The organism is Pseudodesulfovibrio halophilus DSM 5663 (assembly GCF_059568665.1).
The window spans coordinates 178,705-196,366 of sequence record NZ_JCANTV010000008.1 but is presented as its reverse complement, the minus strand read 5'-3'; the positions used below and the strand labels follow the sequence as shown (position 1 = coordinate 196,366).

General features: G+C 64.6%; 17 protein-coding genes. 3 read left to right on the top strand and 14 right to left on the bottom strand.

What is annotated here, in order from left to right:
- Positions 1–34: 34 nt before the first annotated feature.
- The 4 genes from BR24_RS03025 to BR24_RS03010 all read right to left on the bottom strand — a co-directional run bounded on the left by BR24_RS03025 (position 35) and on the right by BR24_RS03010 (position 6,084).
- Positions 35–3,031 (bottom strand): phosphoribosylformylglycinamidine synthase subunit PurS, encoded by a 2,997-nt coding sequence (locus tag BR24_RS03025; protein WP_496540031.1) that lies wholly within the window; start codon positions 3,029–3,031, stop codon positions 35–37.
- 69 nt (positions 3,032–3,100) lie between these two features.
- On the bottom strand, positions 3,101–4,069 hold the full coding sequence (locus tag BR24_RS03020; RefSeq protein ID WP_496540030.1) for a polyprenyl synthetase family protein: 969 nt from the start codon (positions 4,067–4,069) through the stop codon (positions 3,101–3,103).
- 10 nt (positions 4,070–4,079) lie between these two features.
- Entirely contained in the window at positions 4,080–4,763 is a 684-nt protein-coding gene (mqnB, locus tag BR24_RS03015) for a futalosine hydrolase (protein ID WP_496540029.1), read from the bottom strand.
- A 7-nt stretch (positions 4,764–4,770) separates the two neighbouring features.
- Positions 4,771–6,084, bottom strand: a complete 1,314-nt coding sequence (locus BR24_RS03010; protein ID WP_496540028.1) for a nucleotide sugar dehydrogenase — start codon at positions 6,082–6,084, stop codon at positions 4,771–4,773.
- Positions 6,085–6,161: 77 nt separating this feature from the next.
- Between BR24_RS03010 and BR24_RS03005 the strand changes: the two genes are divergently transcribed.
- Positions 6,162–6,365: a DUF2065 domain-containing protein gene (locus BR24_RS03005; protein ID WP_018124520.1), complete on the top strand. Its 204-nt coding sequence runs from the start codon at positions 6,162–6,164 to the stop codon at positions 6,363–6,365.
- Here BR24_RS03005 and BR24_RS03000 read toward each other — a convergent pair.
- From BR24_RS03000 to BR24_RS02975, 6 genes are all read right to left on the bottom strand, one after another.
- Complete coding sequence (locus BR24_RS03000; RefSeq protein ID WP_496540027.1) at positions 6,362–7,099, bottom strand: ubiquinone/menaquinone biosynthesis methyltransferase; 738 nt, start codon at positions 7,097–7,099, stop codon at positions 6,362–6,364. The two genes, BR24_RS03005 and BR24_RS03000, sit on opposite strands and share 4 nt — an antisense overlap.
- Positions 7,100–7,106: 7 nt before the next feature.
- On the bottom strand, positions 7,107–7,274 hold the full coding sequence (locus tag BR24_RS02995; RefSeq protein WP_496540026.1) for a hypothetical protein: 168 nt from the start codon (positions 7,272–7,274) through the stop codon (positions 7,107–7,109).
- A 220-nt stretch (positions 7,275–7,494) separates the two neighbouring features.
- Positions 7,495–9,537, bottom strand: coding sequence for a hypothetical protein (locus BR24_RS02990; RefSeq protein ID WP_496540025.1), 2,043 nt, complete (start codon positions 9,535–9,537; stop codon positions 7,495–7,497).
- Between the two features lie 76 nt (positions 9,538–9,613).
- Positions 9,614–9,994 (bottom strand): cytochrome c3 family protein, encoded by a 381-nt coding sequence (locus BR24_RS02985; RefSeq protein WP_496540024.1) that lies wholly within the window; start codon positions 9,992–9,994, stop codon positions 9,614–9,616.
- A gap of 169 nt (positions 9,995–10,163) precedes the next feature.
- Entirely contained in the window at positions 10,164–10,910 is a 747-nt protein-coding gene (gene cobJ, locus BR24_RS02980) for a precorrin-3B C(17)-methyltransferase (RefSeq protein WP_496540023.1), read from the bottom strand.
- Positions 10,901–11,959: a cobalt-precorrin 5A hydrolase gene (locus BR24_RS02975; RefSeq protein ID WP_496540022.1), complete on the bottom strand. Its 1,059-nt coding sequence runs from the start codon at positions 11,957–11,959 to the stop codon at positions 10,901–10,903. Before BR24_RS02975 ends, cobJ begins: the two co-directional genes overlap by 10 nt.
- 71 nt (positions 11,960–12,030) lie before the next feature.
- On the opposite strand from BR24_RS02975, the gene BR24_RS02970 reads away from it, so the two are divergent.
- Together BR24_RS02970 and BR24_RS02965 are read left to right on the top strand one after the other, a co-directional pair.
- Positions 12,031–12,747: a TerC family protein gene (locus BR24_RS02970; protein WP_496540021.1), complete on the top strand. Its 717-nt coding sequence runs from the start codon at positions 12,031–12,033 to the stop codon at positions 12,745–12,747.
- Between the two features lie 65 nt (positions 12,748–12,812).
- A complete protein-coding gene (locus BR24_RS02965) occupies positions 12,813–13,880 on the top strand; it encodes a glycosyltransferase (protein ID WP_496540020.1) in 1,068 nt (355 codons plus the stop codon).
- Here BR24_RS02965 and BR24_RS02960 read toward each other — a convergent pair.
- Genes BR24_RS02960 through gnd form a run of 4 tightly spaced genes read right to left on the bottom strand, consistent with a single transcriptional unit; the run spans position 13,877 to position 17,626 of the window.
- Entirely contained in the window at positions 13,877–14,485 is a 609-nt protein-coding gene (locus BR24_RS02960) for a class I SAM-dependent methyltransferase (protein WP_496540019.1), read from the bottom strand. The two genes, BR24_RS02965 and BR24_RS02960, sit on opposite strands and share 4 nt — an antisense overlap.
- 39 nt (positions 14,486–14,524) lie before the next feature.
- On the bottom strand, positions 14,525–15,229 hold the full coding sequence (gene pgl, locus BR24_RS02955; protein ID WP_496540018.1) for a 6-phosphogluconolactonase: 705 nt from the start codon (positions 15,227–15,229) through the stop codon (positions 14,525–14,527).
- Between the two features lie 23 nt (positions 15,230–15,252).
- On the bottom strand, positions 15,253–16,719 hold the full coding sequence (gene zwf / locus BR24_RS02950; RefSeq protein WP_496540017.1) for a glucose-6-phosphate dehydrogenase: 1,467 nt from the start codon (positions 16,717–16,719) through the stop codon (positions 15,253–15,255).
- Positions 16,712–17,626, bottom strand: a complete 915-nt coding sequence (gene gnd / locus BR24_RS02945) for a phosphogluconate dehydrogenase (NAD(+)-dependent, decarboxylating) (RefSeq protein WP_496540016.1) — start codon at positions 17,624–17,626, stop codon at positions 16,712–16,714. The genes zwf and gnd overlap by 8 nt, the downstream gene beginning before the upstream one ends.
- Positions 17,627–17,662: the final 36 nt, after the last annotated feature.

Genomic DNA, 17,662 nt, shown 5'->3' with positions numbered 1-17,662 from the left:
GGGTAAACCCCCAACAACGGCGCGCTTTATCTCGCTACCAGTCCAGCGTGGCCCGGAAGGCGCGGCCGAGGCTTTCCACCCCGGAGGTCAAAACAGTCTTATCGGAAGCTCTGGCGATCAGTTTAGCCCCCTGCTCCACCCTGCCGATGCGCGCGAAATGCGTCCCGGCCATGGCCTGCTCGAACGCCGGACGGTTTCGTTCGGGAACGCTCACCAACAGGCGACTTGCGGATTCGGAATACAGAAGCGAGGTCAGGTCCACTTCGCCGCAGGTCGGGACCGCGTCAAGGTCCACGTTGGCCCCCAGACGCCCGCCGATGCACATCTCCGCCAGCGCCACGGCGAGGCCGCCGTCGGACAGGTCGTGCGCGCCGTTGACGAGCCCTGCCTGCACTGCGTGGAAGAGGCGGCGATACCGCTCCCGGGCGGCCAGCGCGTCCACCTGCGGCACTTCGCCGTGCACGAACCCGAGCTGTTGTGCAAGTTCGGAGCCGCCGAGTTCGGTACGCGTGAGGCCGAGAACGTAGATGTCGTCGCCGGGATTTTTGAAATCGGAAGTGATGCACCTGTTTACGTCGGGCAGCACGCCGATGACGGAGAACAGCACGGTCGGCGGGATGGAAATCTTCTGGCCGCCTCCCTTGTAGTCGTTCTTCATGGAGTCCTTGCCGGAAACGCACGGAACGCCGAAGGACAGGCAGTAGTGAGCCAGCGCCTTGTTGGCGCGCACCAGCTGGGCGAGCTTGTAGCGCCCGTCCGGGGTTGCCTCGGACTGGACCGGATCGCACCAGCAGAAGTTGTCGCAACCGGCCATGAAGTCCGGGTCCGCGCCAACGGCCACGGCGTTTCGCACCGCTTCGTCAACGGCGTTGGCCATCATCCAGTAGGTATCGATGTCCGAGAACTTGGGACAGATGCCGTGAGAAATGACGAGGCCCTTTTCGCTTTCCAGATCCGGACGCAGCACGCCCGCGTCGGAGGGACCGTCGTTCTCCTTGCCGACCATGGGCTTGACCGCGCTCTTGCCCTGCACCTCGTGGTCGTACTGACGCACCACGTACTCCTTGGAGCAGATGTTGAGCCGTCCGAGCATGTCGTGCAGCAGCGCGTCGTGGTCCTGCACCTGCGGCACCGGATCGGACTCGATGCGCGGGGCTTCCCAGCGGGCCTCGAGCTTCATCTGCGGCACGCCGCCATGCAGGAAATCCATGTCGAGGCAGGCCACCGTGGTGTCGCCGTAACGCACGAAGTAGCGGCCTTCATCGTTGTAGCTGCCGAGCACCGTGGACTCCACATCCATAGCGCGGGAAAGCTCCATGAACTCGTCCAGCTTTTCCGGCGGCACGGCCACGGTCATGCGCTCCTGCGCCTCGGAAATGAGGATCTCCCACGGCTTGAGGCCGTCGTACTTGAGCGGCGCCCTGGCGAGGTCCATGTCGAACCCGCCGCAGTCTTCGGCCATTTCGCCCACGGAGGAGGACAGGCCGCCCGCGCCGTTGTCGGTAATGGCGTTGTACAGGCCCTTGTCGCGGGCACGCATGAGAAAATCGTACATCTTGCGCTGGGTGATGGGGTCGCCGATCTGCACCGCGGTCGCCGGGGACCCCTCGTGCAGCTCCTCCGAGGAGAACGTTGCCCCGTGGATGCCGTCCTTGCCGATGCGCCCGCCGCACATGACGATGGCGTCGCCGGGCATGGCGCACTTGTCTTCGCTGGGTCGCCCGGCCACAGTGACGGGCATGGTGCCCACGGTGCCGCAGTAGACCAGCGGCTTGCCGAGGTAGCGTTCGTCGAAGACGATGGAGCCGTTGACCGTGGGGATGCCGGACTTGTTGCCGCCGTGCTCCACGCCCTCGCGCACGCCTTCGAAGACGCGGCGCGGGTGCAGCAGCCTCGGGGGCAGTTCGCCCTCGTGATACGGCGAGGCGAAGCAGAAGACGTCCGTATTGCACAGCAGGTTGGCGCCGAGGCCTGTGCCCATGGGGTCGCGGTTCACGCCCACGATTCCGGTGAGCGCCCCGCCGTAGGGGTCGAGGGCGGACGGGCTGTTGTGGGTCTCCACCTTCACGCACACGTTCAGGTTTTCCGAGAACTTGATGACGCCCGCGTTGTCCTTGAAGACGCTGAGGCAGTAGTCGCCGTAAGGGCCGTCTTCCGCGTTGCGGCGGCGGATGGCCTTGGTGCTGCCCTGAATGAAGGTCTTGTAAAGGCTGTCGTGGGTTTCGACCTTCCCGGTCTCCACGTCCTCGTAGGTGATGAAGGAGCTGAAAATCTTGTGTTTGCAGTGCTCGGACCAGGTCTGCGCCAGCACCTCGATCTCCGCGTCGGTGGGGTCGGCGGGAAGACCGGCGGCGCGACGGTCGGCGGCCACGTCCTCACGCAGGTAGTAGGCGCGGATGGCGTACATTTCGTCCAGAGACAGGGCCAGCGTGTTGGCGCGGGAGAAGTCCATCATTTCGTCGTCGGTCATGGAGGACAGCGGGATCACCGCCACTTCGTCGCTGGCCTGCCCGGTGACCTGTGCGGCGCGCGGCGCAAAGCCCGGCTCGGTCTTCCATGCTTCGGCGGATTTGTACTCGTAACGCTGGATGAGTTCGTTGGCGAGCAGGTCGGTGCAGACATGCTTGACGGTGGCCTCGTCAAGGTCCCCGGAGATCAGGTACTGGTTGGCCACGTAGACCTTCACGGACTCCATGCGCTGACGGTCGAGCCCGAGGACCACGGCCAGGGTCTCCTGCGCGGTGCGGCCTTCGTTGTCGGTGACGCCGGGGCGAAAGCCCACTTCCACGGCCCAGTCGAACCCTTCGGCGATCGGCCCGAGAGAGACCTCGTGCAGCACGGGATCGTGCAGCGCGCCGCGCTCCACGGCCATGTCCACCTCGTCCTGTTCGAGCCCTTCAAGCGTAAAGACCTTGACCACTCGCACGCCTTCGGTGGCGACACCCAGTTCGTTGGCGATCTTGCGGGCGACACGCGCGCCCACGACGTCACGGACATGGGACTTGAGTCCCACCTCGACACGGCACAGCATCCGGATACTCCTTTGACGGTTGTCTCTATGAGAAAAGGCCGGTCGGGCACCCCGAAACCGGCCAGTCAGCTACTTGTTTCTTGTCAGCACGTAATCGGCGGCTTGGCGCAGTACAGCGAGTTCCGCCGAGTCAGCCATCCCGGCGAGCGCGGCCTTGGCCTTTTCCACGTACATGGCGGCCTCGTCCCGCGTCTTTTCCGCGTACCCTCCGGCCCGGATGCGCTCCAGCACCGGCGCGGCCTCCTCGTCCGGAATATCTCCGGTCTTCAGCCTCGCCAGCAGGGTCTGACGCTCCGCCTCTTCCGAGGCCTCCATAAGCAGGATCAGCGGCAGCGTGACCTTGCCTTCGCGAAGGTCGCCGCCCTCGGGCTTGCCTGTCTCCGACGTGGGGGAGACATAGTCCAGCGCGTCGTCCACGAGCTGGAAGGCAATGCCGAGGTTCAGGCCGTATTCGCCCGCGGCGTCCTCCTGCTCCTGCGTGGCACCGGCAAGCGCCGCGCCGCAGCGGCAGGCGGTCTCGATGAGCCGGGCGGTCTTGCCTATGATGATTTCCATATAGGTGTCGCGGTCCAGCGCGGGGTCGCGGGAAAACTCGATTTCACGGATCTCGCCCTCGGCGGTCTGCATGATGCCGATGGCCAGCAGGCGGCTCAGGCGGGCGTTTCCGTAGCGGGAGGCCATCTCGTTTGCCAGCGCCAGCAGCGCGTCGCCCGCGAGAACGGTCTCGGTGGTGCCGAACTGCAGATGCGCGGCGCGGCTGCCGCGGCGGGTGTCGGCCCCGTCGAGGTAGTCGTCGTGCAACAGCGTGGCGGAGTGCAGCAGCTCCAGCGCGCAGGCCATGGGCAGGTGGTCGTCCCGGTCGTAGCCCAGCGCGCGGGCGGTGAGTATGGTCAGCATGGGCCGGATGCGCTTGCCGCCGGACGCCATGATGTGCAGGCAGACCTCCCGCACGATGCCGTTGAGCTCACGCCCTTCCTGCATCAGGAAGTCGTTGACCGCGGGCAGTTCCCTTGTGAAGTAATCTTTGAGTTCAAGCATATCCCTCGCCCTATGCCGCAAGAAGCGCACCGCAGGCCACTTTCAGCGCGGTGAACGCCCCGCCGATGTCCCACCCTTCGCGGGAACCGACGCGGTTCGATACGGTGCGGATTTCGAGAAACGGCAGCCCGGCCCGCACGCAGGCCAGCGCCACGGCAAAACCTTCCATATTCTCGAGGTCCGCGTCAAATGTCGTTTTCAGCCCCTGCGCCCCCTCGGGCGTACCGGTCGCCGCCGAGACCGTGAGGCTCGACGCTGTCTCCAGCCACGGCAGGGAAAGTCCCATGTCTCCGGCGGCCCGCACCGGATCCATGCAGATGCGGTTGCCGACGGCCTGACCGTCCACGGTGGCCAGCGGAAACCCGATGCCTTCGGGGTCCACCCCTTCAGCAGTGGCGAGCCCGTACTCCGGCCATGTTTCACAGCGCACGGCGCACACGGACTGCGTGGGCAGCCGCCCGGTGTCGAAGCTCCCGGCCAGCCCGGCGTTAACAACGCCGCCGACCCCGCGCTCAATCAATCTGCCAGTCATGATGCCGGCATTCACCGGACCCACGCCGCTGACTGCCACGAGCCATTCGCGGCCGTTGCAGGTCCAGCTCTCCATGTCGCCTTCGGCAACGCGCGGCGCGTCGTCGAATTTGCCCAGCGCGGTGCGGAGCTCCTTTTCCGTGGAAACAATGAGGGCGAGCATGGAGTTTCTACAGCCTCCAGAGGTGCACGCCCGCGGCGGCCATGGCCTCGCGGTCGAAAAAGCCCTTCACGTCAGCCACCATGGCCTTTTCCGGGTCGCGGAACATGGCCTTGAGCGCTTCTGCGTCCAGCGAGCGATATTCATCGTGCGAGACGGCCAGCACCACGGCGTCCAGATTGGTGAGCGCGTCAAGGCCGCACAGCTCCATGCCGTACTCCTCGCGAGCCTCTTCCGGGTCGGCCATGGCATCGGTGACCAGCACCTCGCAGCCGTAGTCGCGCAGCTCTTCGACCACATCCACCACCTTGGTGTTGCGCAGGTCGGGCACGTTCTCCTTGAAGGTGAAGCCGAGCACGCCCACTCGCGCGCCACGGATGACGGCGCCCTCGCGGATGAGCCGCTTGACAACGGACTCGGCGATGAACTTGCCCACGCCGTCGTTTATCTGGCGCCCCGCAAGGATGACCTGAGGATGAAAGCCCATGGCCTCGGCCTTGAAGGTCAGATAGTAGGGATCCACGCCGATGCAGTGGCCACCCACGAGTCCCGGACGGAACGGGAGAAAATTCCATTTGGTTCCGGCCGCTTCGAGCACGTCCAGCGTGTCGATGCCCATGCGGTCGAAGATCATGGCGAGCTCGTTCATCAGCGCGATGTTCAGGTCTCGCTGGGTGTTCTCGATGACCTTGGCCGCTTCGGCGGTGCGGATGTCGGCGGCGCGATGGGTTCCGGCCTCGACCACGGTGCCGTAGACCTTCTCGAGCAGCTCGGCGCACTCGTCGTCCTGCCCCGCCACGACCTTCACGATGGTCTGGAGCCGATGCGTCCTGTCGCCGGGGTTGATGCGCTCGGGAGAATAGCCGACCTTGAAGCCCGCGCCGCAGGACATGCCGGACTCGCGCTCCAGGATGGGCACGCAGATTTCTTCGGTCAGGCCGGGATACACGGTGGACTCGTAGACCACCACGGAGCCTTCGGCCATGTTGGCGCCGACGGTACCGGAGGCACCGACGACCGGGCGCAGGTCCGGGCTGCGGTACTCGTCTATGGGCGTGGGCACGGCCATGAGCACCAGCCGGGTATCCTTCAGTCGGGAAACGTCGGCGGTGAATTCCAGATCCACCTCGCCCACTTCGGAAAAATCGACCTCGCCGGTGGAGTCTCTGCCTTCACGCAGCTCCCGCACCCGCTTTTCGGAAACGTCCACGCCGAGCACCGTGAAGTGTTCGGCCAGCGCCACCGCCAGCGGCAGGCCCACATAACCGAGGCCGACCACCGCTATGGCGTCGCGTTTATCCGCCAGACTTTCGTATGTTACCATTATGCGGCTCTCTCCCTGAATGTTGTTGCGGCACCGCACGGCTGGACACGACCCCCGGGGGTGGGTAGAAAGACCCCATGAATATCGACTGGTCCACCCTTCTCTGTGCGGTCGGCATCGCTTTCGTTCTCGAAGGCATCCCTTACTTCGCCTTTGCGGAAAAGATGCCCAAGGTACTTCTCACTCTGGCCTCCCAGCGTCCGAAAAGCCTTCGCTATCTCGGGCTGACGGCCATCATCCTCGGATTGCTGACCGTTTCGCTGGCCCGCTCCCTCGGCTAGAGGGGCTTCTCCGCCACGTGCAGAAACACGATCCCCGACATCATGGGGACGTGGTACACGCGGTCGAATCCCGCCTCGCGCATCTCAAGCGCAAGGCTGCGCTCGTCCGGAAAGGCGCGGATGGTGTCGGCCAGATACCGGTACGCACCGGAGTCCCCGGAAACCACCTTGCCCACGCCGGGCAGAACGCGATCCAGATAAAAATTGTAGACGCCCTTCCACACGCGCCTGCTGCCCGTGCCGAACTCCAGCACGCACAGCCGCCCTCCGGGCTTGAGCACTCGCAGGAACTCCGCCCACGCCTCCTGCCTCGGCACGATGTTGCGGATGCCGAAGGCGATGGTGGCCGCGTCCATGCACTCGTCGGGCAGCGGCAGAGAGCGCCCGTCAGCCTGCACCGGGAAGATGCTCTCGGCACGCGCTCCGGCCAGCTTCTTGCGCTTGCCCTGCTCGAGCATGGGCAGGGAGAAGTCCAGCGCGGCCACGCTGATGCCGGGATACTGCCGCAAGAGCTCCACGGAAACGTCGAGCGTTCCGGCGGCAAGGTCCAGCACGCGACCGTCCGGCGCCGGACGCGCCGCCCGCGCCAATCGATAGCGCCAGTAGACGTCCTGCCCCAGGCTCAGGAAATGATTGAGAAAGTCGTACCACCCCGCAATGCGCCCGAACATGTCGGAAACCTTGCGGCCGTGCTCCACGGGATCAACGGCGGCACCGTTTCGGCTGCTGCTCATCCGCGCCCTACTCGTCGCGGTCGTCGCGGTTGTTCTCGGCGATGGTGGTGACCACGTCCGAATAGATGGTCTTGAAGTGCTCGCCGAAATTCGTCGGGGAGATACGTCCCACCTCGATGAACTTGATGATGACTTCCTTGGCGACCTGAAGCGCCTGCTTGTCTGCTTTTTCCATTGCTTTACTCCGAGAAGCTAAAACCCGCCCGGTGGGAAACGGCATTGACCCATGTCAAAGTCGGCCGGGCGGGGAAGCGGAAGAAACCTGGCGGCACCTTCCGTTTTTTGGGGGTCTTTAGCACGTGCCGGGCCGACTCGTCGAGTCGGAAGTGGGCCCTGCAAACAAAAGCAGGCCCGCACGAGGCGGGCCTGCGGCAAATCTTTATGCGGACGCGGGCCTACTCGCCCATCTCCTCCATGAGCGCGGCGATCTCCTCGCGGATGATGCGTGCCGCCTCCTCCGGAACGGAGCGGCCCACCTCTTCGCGCACCGCACGGCCGACCTCCTCGCGGACCATGTCCACCAGCTCGTCGCCACCTGCGCCCGAGGATTCCTCCGGAGCGTTCTGCTCCAGAGCCTCGCGGACGGCATCAGCCGCCACGTTGCGAACATCCTCGCGCACGGCACGGGCCACCTCTTCGCGAAGGAAGCCCTTGAGCCCCTCCACACGGTTCTCGAGCACGTCCACGCGGGCGGCCAGTTCCAGTTCATGATCGGCGCCGGCCTTCATGAGCATGTCTTCCATGCGACCCATGCGCCTCTCGAGAGAATCACCGGCTGCGCTTTCCATCTCGGCAAGCCGCGCCTCGAGCGCGTCGATGCGCAGCATCAGCGCCTCGCTCACCGCCTCGTCGGTCTCCAGCGCGTCCTCGGAAAGGTCGAACCCGAGATCGTCATCGCCAGCCGGGACTTCAAGGTCGGACACATCCACGTTCGCAAGCAGGGAGTCGACGTCTTCGTCAACCACCGGCTCTTCGACGTCTTCCGCGTCCTCGTCCGTGCGCGCGGGACCCGCGAGCGAGGCAAGCTCCTCTTCGGACACGCCTTCAATGGCGGGGGAGTCGTCCTCGACCTCGCGGTCAAGGCCTATCTCGCTGCTGGTCTCCAACAGGTCCTCGGCAGGAGCGGAATCCTCATCTTCCTCGACCTCGCCGGCTTCGGGCTCTTCCGGAGCGCCTTCCTCGGCGGCCATGGCTTCCGCGAGCAGGCGGTCCGCCTCGTCGTCATCCTCGTCGGAATCCAGAATGGAGGGGTCGATCTCCGCAGGTTCGATCTCGGGCGCCCCGGCTGCAGGTTCCGGGGTTTCGGCCTCTTCGGACATGGTTTCGGACACGTCCTCGACAGCCTCTTCAGCCACCTGATTCATGGCCTGCTGAAGCTCGTCCTCAACGTCGACCTCGTCGACGTCCTCTTCGCCAGCCACAGCTTCATCCGGAGTTTCATCCGAAATGTCAGCCGCAGCTTCGGCCGTGTCCTCATCCGGGGCCTCGGGCTGTGCTTCAGGCTGCGCTTCTGCTTCAGGCTGCGCTTCTGCTTCAGGCTGCGCTTCTGCTTCGGGCGCAGGCTCCTGCGAAGGCGCTTCGGGGGCCTCCGGCCCAGAAATATCTTCTTCGGGTTCGACCGCTTCGGGAGATTCCTCGGCTTCGCCGTCGCTCTCCTCAACCAGATCGTCGAGCTTCAGGGCATCCAGATCGTCCCCTTCAGGCTGCTCCGACTCCTGAGAGGGCTCCGCCAAATCGTCCACCTGAGACAGCATGGCATCCAGATCGTCGTCGGAATCGTCGTCCGAGGCATCACCGAGAATGTCATCCACCCCGTCAAGGCCCAGATCGTCGGAATCCGGAGCTTCCGGAGCAGACTCCTCAGCGGGGGCCTCGGCCTCCTCTTCCACGGCCATGCCGGAAAGGTCGAGCGGCTCTTCGTCCTCGGCGGGATCGTCTTCGTCCGCAACCTCCAAATCCGCTCCGAGCTCCATGGGCTCTTCGTCTACGCCCGGCTCATCGGCTTCGCCGCTCACCTCCAGGTCCGCCCCCAGCTCAAGGGGCTCCTCATCGTCAGCGGCGCCATCTTCGGCGGTTTCTTCGTCGGCGACCTCAAGGTCCGCTCCGAGTTCCATGACATCGTCGTCATCGGCCAGTTCTTCAAGCACGACAACGTCCTCGTCATCGGAGGCGGCCTCCGCAGGCGCAGGCTCTTCCTGTTCGGAAGTCTCCTTGTCCGAAGCGTCAGCCCCTTCCTCGACGAGATCGTCGAGCATGATCGGCTCCGGCTCGCCCGTGGGGGGAGTTTCTCCCAGTTCCTCGGCGAACAGGTCTTCCAGCTCCTGCTCGAAATCGGCATCCGTGGAGCCGCCGTCCGTCGAATCGTCAGACTGGCTTCCGTCGCCTTCAACGATATCGGTCAGTTCGAGAATGTCGTCTGAAGGGGGAGCGGGAGTCATGCTCGAAACCTCCGGGCAAAATTTGGAAAAAATGGGGGGCCGCCTCAGCGACCCCCCTTGTCAGCCGAGTCGGCCGCTACTTCTTCTGGCGCGGGTGGCAGTCGTTGCAACCCTTGGGACCCTTGCGCTCCTTGCGATGGCACTTGATGCACATGTCATGGTATGCCTTCTTGAAGGAGAGGGTTTCGCCGCGCTTGGCACGCTTCTTCACGTGGCAGCCTTCGGCGGCGCAGGACTTCACGTCGGACTTGCCGTCCCAGGTGTGGTGGCAGGTCGTACATTCGGGGACCAGTTTTTCGTGAGCGGCGTGCGGGAACTGCACGGGCGCCTTCCTCATCTTGTAAGGCGCTTTCAGCAAGATGTCAGCGGGAGCCTCGTTTGCGGCGCTCAGGTTGGGCAGTGCGAAAGCACACACCAGAGCGGCCACGACGAGGCTGATCATGAAAGTTTTCTTCATTCTCCTCGTTCCTCCTGTTGCGAAAAGGTAATACGTCACACTCTCTACCATTGCGGAATAAATGACCTGTCCCGCAGTGTCAAGCCGACGCGGCCTGAATAGAGGCCGCCTTTTTACTAGAAATCATGGTGTTTCCGCAAGAAGATTGTGACGGAATTCACCTACTCCGCTAATACTCGTACTTCCCGTGATATCCCCGCGGGGTGAGCATGTAGCCCCCTGCCCGGCGAGTGGCGCTATTACCAATGAGTACGACCGTCTGCATATCAACGGCTTCGGGATTTACGGCCGATAGTTCCGTCACCGTGACACGCTCGCCGGGCCGGGCCGCACGGCTCACGATGCCCACCGGCGTGCTCCCCGAACGGTGTTTGGCCACGATTTCCAGCGCGCGCGGCAGCTGGTCCCGTCTTTTTCTGGAGCGAGGATTATAAAGGGCCAAGACGAAGTCGGCGCCCGCAGCGGCCTCGATGCGACGCTCGATGGTCTCCCACGGGGTCAGCAGGTCGGACAGGCTCACCGAGGCGAAATCGTGCATCAGCGGCGCGCCCAGCAGCGCGGCTGCGGCGTTGAAGGCCGCAATGCCCGGAATGACCCGGAACGGGATCGAGGCCAACAACTCCCGGCTCTCGAGTACTTCCAGGGCAAGCCCCGCCATGGCGTAGATGCCCGCATCGCCGGAACACACCAGCGCGACATTCTTTCCCGATGCCGCCAGCTCCACGGCGCTGGTGACGCGTTCCACTTCGCCGCGCATCCCGGTGGCGACCACTTCTTTCCCCTTCAAAAGATCCCCGGACACCAGTTCGATGTATCCCCGATAGCCGACCACGGCGTCCGCGCCCTCCAGCGCCTGCCGGGCCGCCGGGGCCATGAGGGAGTCGTCCCCCGGTCCGAGGCTGACAACTACAAGCATGTATTGCTCCGCGCCACGGCGAGCGTGGCCTTTTTCGATTTTCTCTTGGGCACCACGACGCTGCCGCCGTTTGCAGCGAGCACCGCCGCGGCTTCGCACACCGAGGGCGTCCCCAGCGTATCCAGAACAAACTCCGAGGGCGTAGGCACATCGACGCGCGCCAGTTCCGCCTCGGGATGAAACCGCACCTCCAGCCCCAGTTCACGGGCAGCTTCCAACAGGCCCGCCTCGTGCCGCTTGGCCTCCACCGAAGCCAGCGCGCCCACGCTCTCGGGCCTGATGCGCTCGGTCGCCAGCGTCTCGCGCACGAGTTTGATAATCTCTGAGGCCGTAGCGCCGCGCCGACACCCTATGCCCAACGCAAGCACCTTGGGATGCAGCCGCAGGGCGTCCGGGTCGCGACAGTCGTCGCGCCACGAAACCCATATGCCGGGTTCGCCTTCCTTCCACTCGCCGCGCCGCACCTCGCGCATTCGCGCGCCGTCGATCCCGAGCAGCCGCTCCTCGGGGTCGAAGATCTGCACGGTGCGGCCTTCGAGCCATGCGGCGTTGACATGCCGGACTGCATCCAGATTCCCGATGATCAGCCCGGAACGCGCGGCCATCATGTCGGCGGAAGGCAGCCCCTCCATATCGGTGGCCGTGGTGATGACGGGATGCCCGTTCACGGCCTCGGCGATGCGCAGGGTCAAAGCGTTGCCGCCGCCGAGGTGGCCGGAGAGTAGACTGATGACGTGCCGGGCGTGATGGTCGAGGCAGATCACCGCCGGGTCCGTGTCCTTGGCGACGATGTGTTCGGCGATTACGCGCACGGCAATGCCCGTGGCCGCCACGAAGACGTGCCCCTCGTAACGGATGAAGGTCTCGCGGACGCACTCGCGCAGCGACTCGAAGGGGATGGCCCCCTGTTCCTCCAACCGCTTCGGAGCGTAGACGTCTGCGCCGAGGGTTTCGCGTATTCTTTGTGCCGGGGCGAGCCCCTGCCGCGTCACTGCGTACACTGCCAGTTTCATGCGCGAGGTATAGCCGATTTGCCGGTGCTTCGCCATGCCCTTGGCCACCGTTGAAAAGGGACCACTTCATATTGATTTACCCGTGCAGGTGATGCATGAAGCGGGACATGGAAGGAATTTTCACATTCGAGGCCATCGTCGCCCTGCTGACCCTGACCGGACTGGAAATCGTCCTCGGCATCGACAACATCGTGTTCGTCACCGTTGTCACGAACAAGCTGCCAGAAGCCAGACGCGCCGCCGCCCGGAGGCTGGGCATCGCTCTTGCCATGATCATGCGCATCCTGCTGCTCCTGACCATCAGCGCAATCATGGGGCTGACCGCGCCCCTCTTCGAGATATTCTCACACGCGGTTTCCGGCAGGGACATCGTGCTGCTGCTGGGCGGTCTGTTCCTCATGGCCAAGGCCGTGCACGAAATCCACGACAAGATGGAGGAACCGGGCGCGGCGCACGTCTCGGCGGCTCGTTCCTATGCCTCGGCCATCGCACAGATCGTGATCCTTGATCTGGTGTTTTCGCTGGATTCGGTCATCACGGCGGTGGGGATGGTGGACCAGCTCTGGGTCATGGTCACCGCCATCGTCATCGCGGTGGGCGTGATGTTCATCTTCGCCGAGGCCGTGAGCAGGTTCGTGTCCCGGCACCCCACCATTCAGATGCTGGCCTTCGCCTTTCTCGTGCTCGTGGGCGTGTTCCTCGTGGCCGAGGGCCTCGGCAAGCACATCGACAGGGGCTACATATACTTCGCCATGGCCTTCTCGCTGGGTGTGGAGATGCTCAACCTGCGCATGCACAAGGCGCGGCAGGGAGGTTCGGATTGATTTCCGCGACAGGCTGAGGCATTCTCCGCTGCCTTTCTCCCCGAACCGCAACCCGGAGTCCGCGCATGAACATCGTCTTCGTCAATTCCACCCGCAAATGGGGCGGCGTGAAGTCGTGGTGCATCAACTCCGGCAAGGCGCTGGCCGCCATGGGCGATACGGTGCGCATCTACGGACGGCCCGGTCCGTTCATCGACAAGGCGCTGGAGCAGGGCCTCGATGCGCGTGCGGTGGAGTTCGGGGCCGACTTTCACCCACAGACTCTCGCCCGGTTCTGGCGCGACTTCCGTCAGGACCGCCCCGACGTGGTCATCTGCAACATTTCCAAGGACCTGCGTTCGGCAGGAGCCATGGCGCGGCTCCTTGGCGTTCCGGTGGTGCACCGCGTCGGCTCTCCGGCGGACGTGGAAAACACCCGCAAGACGCGCCTGACGCAGCGGCTGCTCGCCCCGTCCCTGTTGGCGTGCAGCGAACACGTCAAAACCTGCCTGACGCGTCGGGTGCCGCTTTACGCAGCCCACACCTTCACGGCCATCCACCCCGGCGTGGTCCTGCCCGAAGGCACGCAGGAGCTGCGGCCCCGCGATGTGCCGACCCTCATCACCACCAGCCAGCTCAACCCCGACAAGGGCCATCACGACCTGCTCCACGCCCTCGCGGAGCTCAAGCGCGAAGGGATCGCCTTTCGGCAGATCATCTGCGGCACCGGGAAGATCGAGAAAAGGTTGAAGTCGCTGTGCGTGGAGCTGGGGCTTGAAGAACAGGTGCAGTGGACCGGGTTCGTCAAGAACGTCCAGGACTATCTGGACAGGGCGGACATCTACGTGCTGCCCTCCCACGCCGAACCGTTCGGGCAGGCGCTGGCCGAAGGCATGGCGCACGGGCTGGCCCCGGTGGCGCGCCGCACGGGCGGCGTGCACGAATTCTTCCCGTCCGAGCTTTCCGACTGCCTCGTGGAAGAACGCAACGGGCACGAACAGATACTCGGCGTGCTGCGGGGCCTGCTCTCACTTTCACCAGATGAGTTGCTTGAAAAAAGACGCACTGCCCTTGAACACGCCAGACAGCATCTGGACATCCACGCGCAGACCACGCGGCTGCGGGAGTGGCTGGAATCCGTGATCCGCAGCTAATCCGGCTGACGCACCCTGTATATCCCCGCCACCCCGGAAAGCCCGTAGGCCAGACGCTCCCAGCTCAGGCCGGAATCATCGAGGAATCCTTCGGCGGCCCCACGGCGCATCCAGTCGGCATAGTTACGATGATGCTCGGCTCCGGCCAGCCGTTCCACCAGCCCCGCTGCGGCCGCGGCCACTTGCGACGCGCCATGCGGCCGGCAGTAGTCGGCCACGAGGAGCGTCCCGCCGGGGCGCAGCACGCGCATGGATTCCGCAAGGATATCCTCTCGCGCTGGCTGCGTTTTTTCGTGCAGGGCAAAGGTCACGGCTGCGGCATCGAAGGCTTGGTCGGCAAAGGGCATGGCGGAAGCGTCGGCACGCACCAGTGGCAATCCGGGGTGCTTGCGCCGGGCCACGGCCAGCATCGGCTCGGAACGGTCCAGACCGCACACAGGAAAACCCTGCTCCTGCGCCATGGCGGCGAACATGCCGGTGCCGCAGCACACGTCCAACAGTCTGCCGTTCGGCGGCAGGTTCGGGATGAGTTTTCGGAAAACCGAGGCGAGCGGCCTGCCCACCACCCAATCATAGATTCCGGCAAAGCGGGAATATTCGTCCATCTCACACCCTAACGCGGCGGACGGACGCGGGCAAGGGCGTCAGATCGGCTGATCGGTGAGCAGCAGGGTCTCGCGTGCGTTGACCATGGCGGCCGGGAAGAGGTGCCGGGCCGTATCGGTGCCGCGCATCTTGGCGAGCACCTGCGCCTTGTCCGCTCCGGTGGCGAGAAACACAACCCGCGCCGCATTGTTCAAAAGCGGCAGGCAGAAGGTCAGGCGATTCACATCGGGCGTGACGTCGGCGGGCCTCACGGAGGTCACGAGACAGGACTCAGCCACCGCGCGGGTGCCGGGAAAGATGCTGGCCGTGTGGCCGTCAGCGCCCATGCCCAGCAGCACGAGGTCGAACTCGGGGACACCGGGGCCGAAGACCGAGCGCAGTTCCGCCTCGCAGGCGCTCACGGCGCTTTCCGGCTCCAGTTCGCCGCGCATGCGGTGGATGTTGGCCTTGGGAAGAGGCACGCGGTCCAGCAGAATCTCGCTGGCCATGCGGTAATTGCTCAGTTCACTGTCCGGCTCGACCATGCGCTCGTCGCCGAAGAAAACGTGGGTCCGATCCCACGGCACGGCGCGCCAGCGCGGGTCGCTCGCCAGCAGCTCGTAGGCCAGCTTCGGCGTCGATCCACCAGCCAGAGCGACGGTGAATCGCCCGGATCGCTCCAGCGCCCGGTGCGAGGTTTCTACGAACAGGTCTGCCGCGGCGCGGCTCGCCGCCTCATGATCATCCAGAATACGAATTTCCATGGTTCCTCGCGTGGTCGGGGAAGCTAGCACTCGGCGGGTTCCGGCCCATCGGATCCAGCCCGATACAGCTTGAGCATGTTTCTGCGCTCGGGACAATCGCATTCCATCAGGACAGGCGTCAAGAATCCCCAGCACAAATCCACGCCGTCCTGACGCCAGAAAAGCGTCTGGTCCCCCAGCAGGACGTCCAGAAGCACCTTTTCGTACGCGCCGAGGTTGTCAGCGTGTTCATCCTTGTAGTCGAAGCGCATGTCCACATTGCGCAGGCACATGCCCGAACCGGGCACTTTGGCCTGAAACGCGAGGCGGACCTCCTCTTCCGGCTGGATGTTGATGATCAGCCGGTTGGCGGTGATGTGCTCGCCCAGTATGTTGCGGAACATGGAGCACGGCACTTCCTTGAACCGGACCTCTATGCGGGTGCGCTTCTCCCGCATCCGCTTGCCGGACACCAACTCGAACGGCACGCCCTGCCAGCGCCAGTTGTCGATGAAGACCCGCATGGCCGCATAGGTTGGCGTGTCGGATTCCGCCGGGACGCCCGGTTCGTCCACATAGGCCGGGACCTTCTCGCCGTCCACCACGCCGGAGGCGTACTGGCCCAGCGTGAGCAGCGACTCGATGTCCTCGGTGGGGAACGGCTTGAGCGCGCGGTAGAGCTTGGTCTTCTCGTCGCGGATGCGCTCGGCCTCGTAGATCGAGGGAGGCTCCATGGCCACCAGCGAGAGCAGCTGCATCATGTGGTTCTGGAACATGTCCCGCAGTACGCCCGCGCTATCGTAGTAGCCCGCGCGGTGCTCCACCCCCACGCTCTCGGCGGCGGTGATGTGCACGGACTCCACGAACTGGCGATTCCAGACCGGCTCGAACATGGCGTTGGCAAAACGCAGCATGAGCATGTTCTGCACGGTCTCCTTGGCCAGATAGTGATCGATGCGAAAGACCTGCGACTCGTCGAAGCTGCCGAGCAGAGCGGTATTCAACCGTTGGGCCGATGGCAGATCGTGACCGAAGGGCTTTTCGATGACGATGCGGGAGAAACCCTTTTCCTGTCCGGCCAGCCCGGCCTCACCGGCGTTGATCGCGATCTCCTCGTAGGCCGCTGGCGGCACGGCAAGGTAGAACATGCGGTTGCCGGAGGTTTGAAACCGGTCGTCCAGTTCATTCAGAAATTCGGCAAGCGACCGATAATCGTCCGGAGAGCCGAAATCCAACGGGCGGTAGAACAGGCGCGAAGCCAGCGCATCCCAGTCCTGCGGGAGGGCTTCAGCCTTTTCCGCGGCCTGCCGCATGCGCTCGCGGAAGGCGTCATGGTCCAGCTCCGTTCGCGACGCGCCCACCACGGCGAAATCCTCGGGCAACGCCTGCGTTTCGAACAGACGGCACAGGGCGGGAAAGAGCTTGCGTGCGGTCAGATCGCCCGTAGCCCCGAAAATGACGATGACGCAGGGGTCGCCCGCGCCGGAGCGGGCACACGGATCATCACGCATCACCCCCCTCCTTTTTCACGGCGTGGCCGCCGAACTCGCGGCGCAACGCGGCGAGGATCCGGTTGCGGAAGTCGTCTTCGCGGCGGGAGCTGAAGCGCTCCATCAGGGCCAGCGAGAGCACCGGAATCGGCGTGCCGCTCTCCACGGCCTGCTGCACGGTCCAGCGGCCTTCCCCCGAGTCCTCGACCCACCCCTTCACATCCTCCAGCCGCCCGGAATCCGCAAAGGCCTTTTCCGCCAGCTCCAGCAGCCACGAGCGGATGACGCTGCCGCGATTCCACAGATTCGACAGGGCCGAATAGTCCAGCTCAGGGCCGTAGCGGGAATCCTCCAACATGGCGAACCCTTCGGCATAGGCCTGCATCAGACCGTATTCGATGCCGTTGTGGACCATCTTCACGAAATGTCCGGCTCCGGGTCCGCCGCAGTACATGTATCCTTCGGGCTGGGCCAAGGATTTGAAAACGGGCTCCACGCGCTCAAACTGTTCGCGATTGCCGCCGACCATGAGGCAGTAGCCGTTCTCCAGCCCCCAGACGCCGCCGGAAACGCCCGCGTCGAGGCAGTGCAGGCCCTTCTTGGAGCATTCCCACGCTCGGCGCACCGCGTCCTTGTAGAACGAGTTGCTGCCGTCGACAAGCGCATCGCCCGGCTCCAGCAGACTTTCGAAACGATGCGCGGCCTGAATGGTGGCGGCGCCGGCAGGAAGCATGAGCCAGACAGTGCGCGGCGGCTCCAGTTTTTCCACCAGCTCCTCGAGGGTGTAGGCGCCCTCTCCGCCCTCGCGGACCAGCCGCTCCACCTTGGCCGGGCTGCGGTTGTGGCCGACGACCTCATTTCCGGCGAGCATCAGCCGCCGGGCCATGTTCATGCCCATCTTTCCCAGTCCCACCATTCCAACACGCATGGCGACGCTCCTTGTATGCGATCGAGCCGGAGCTCC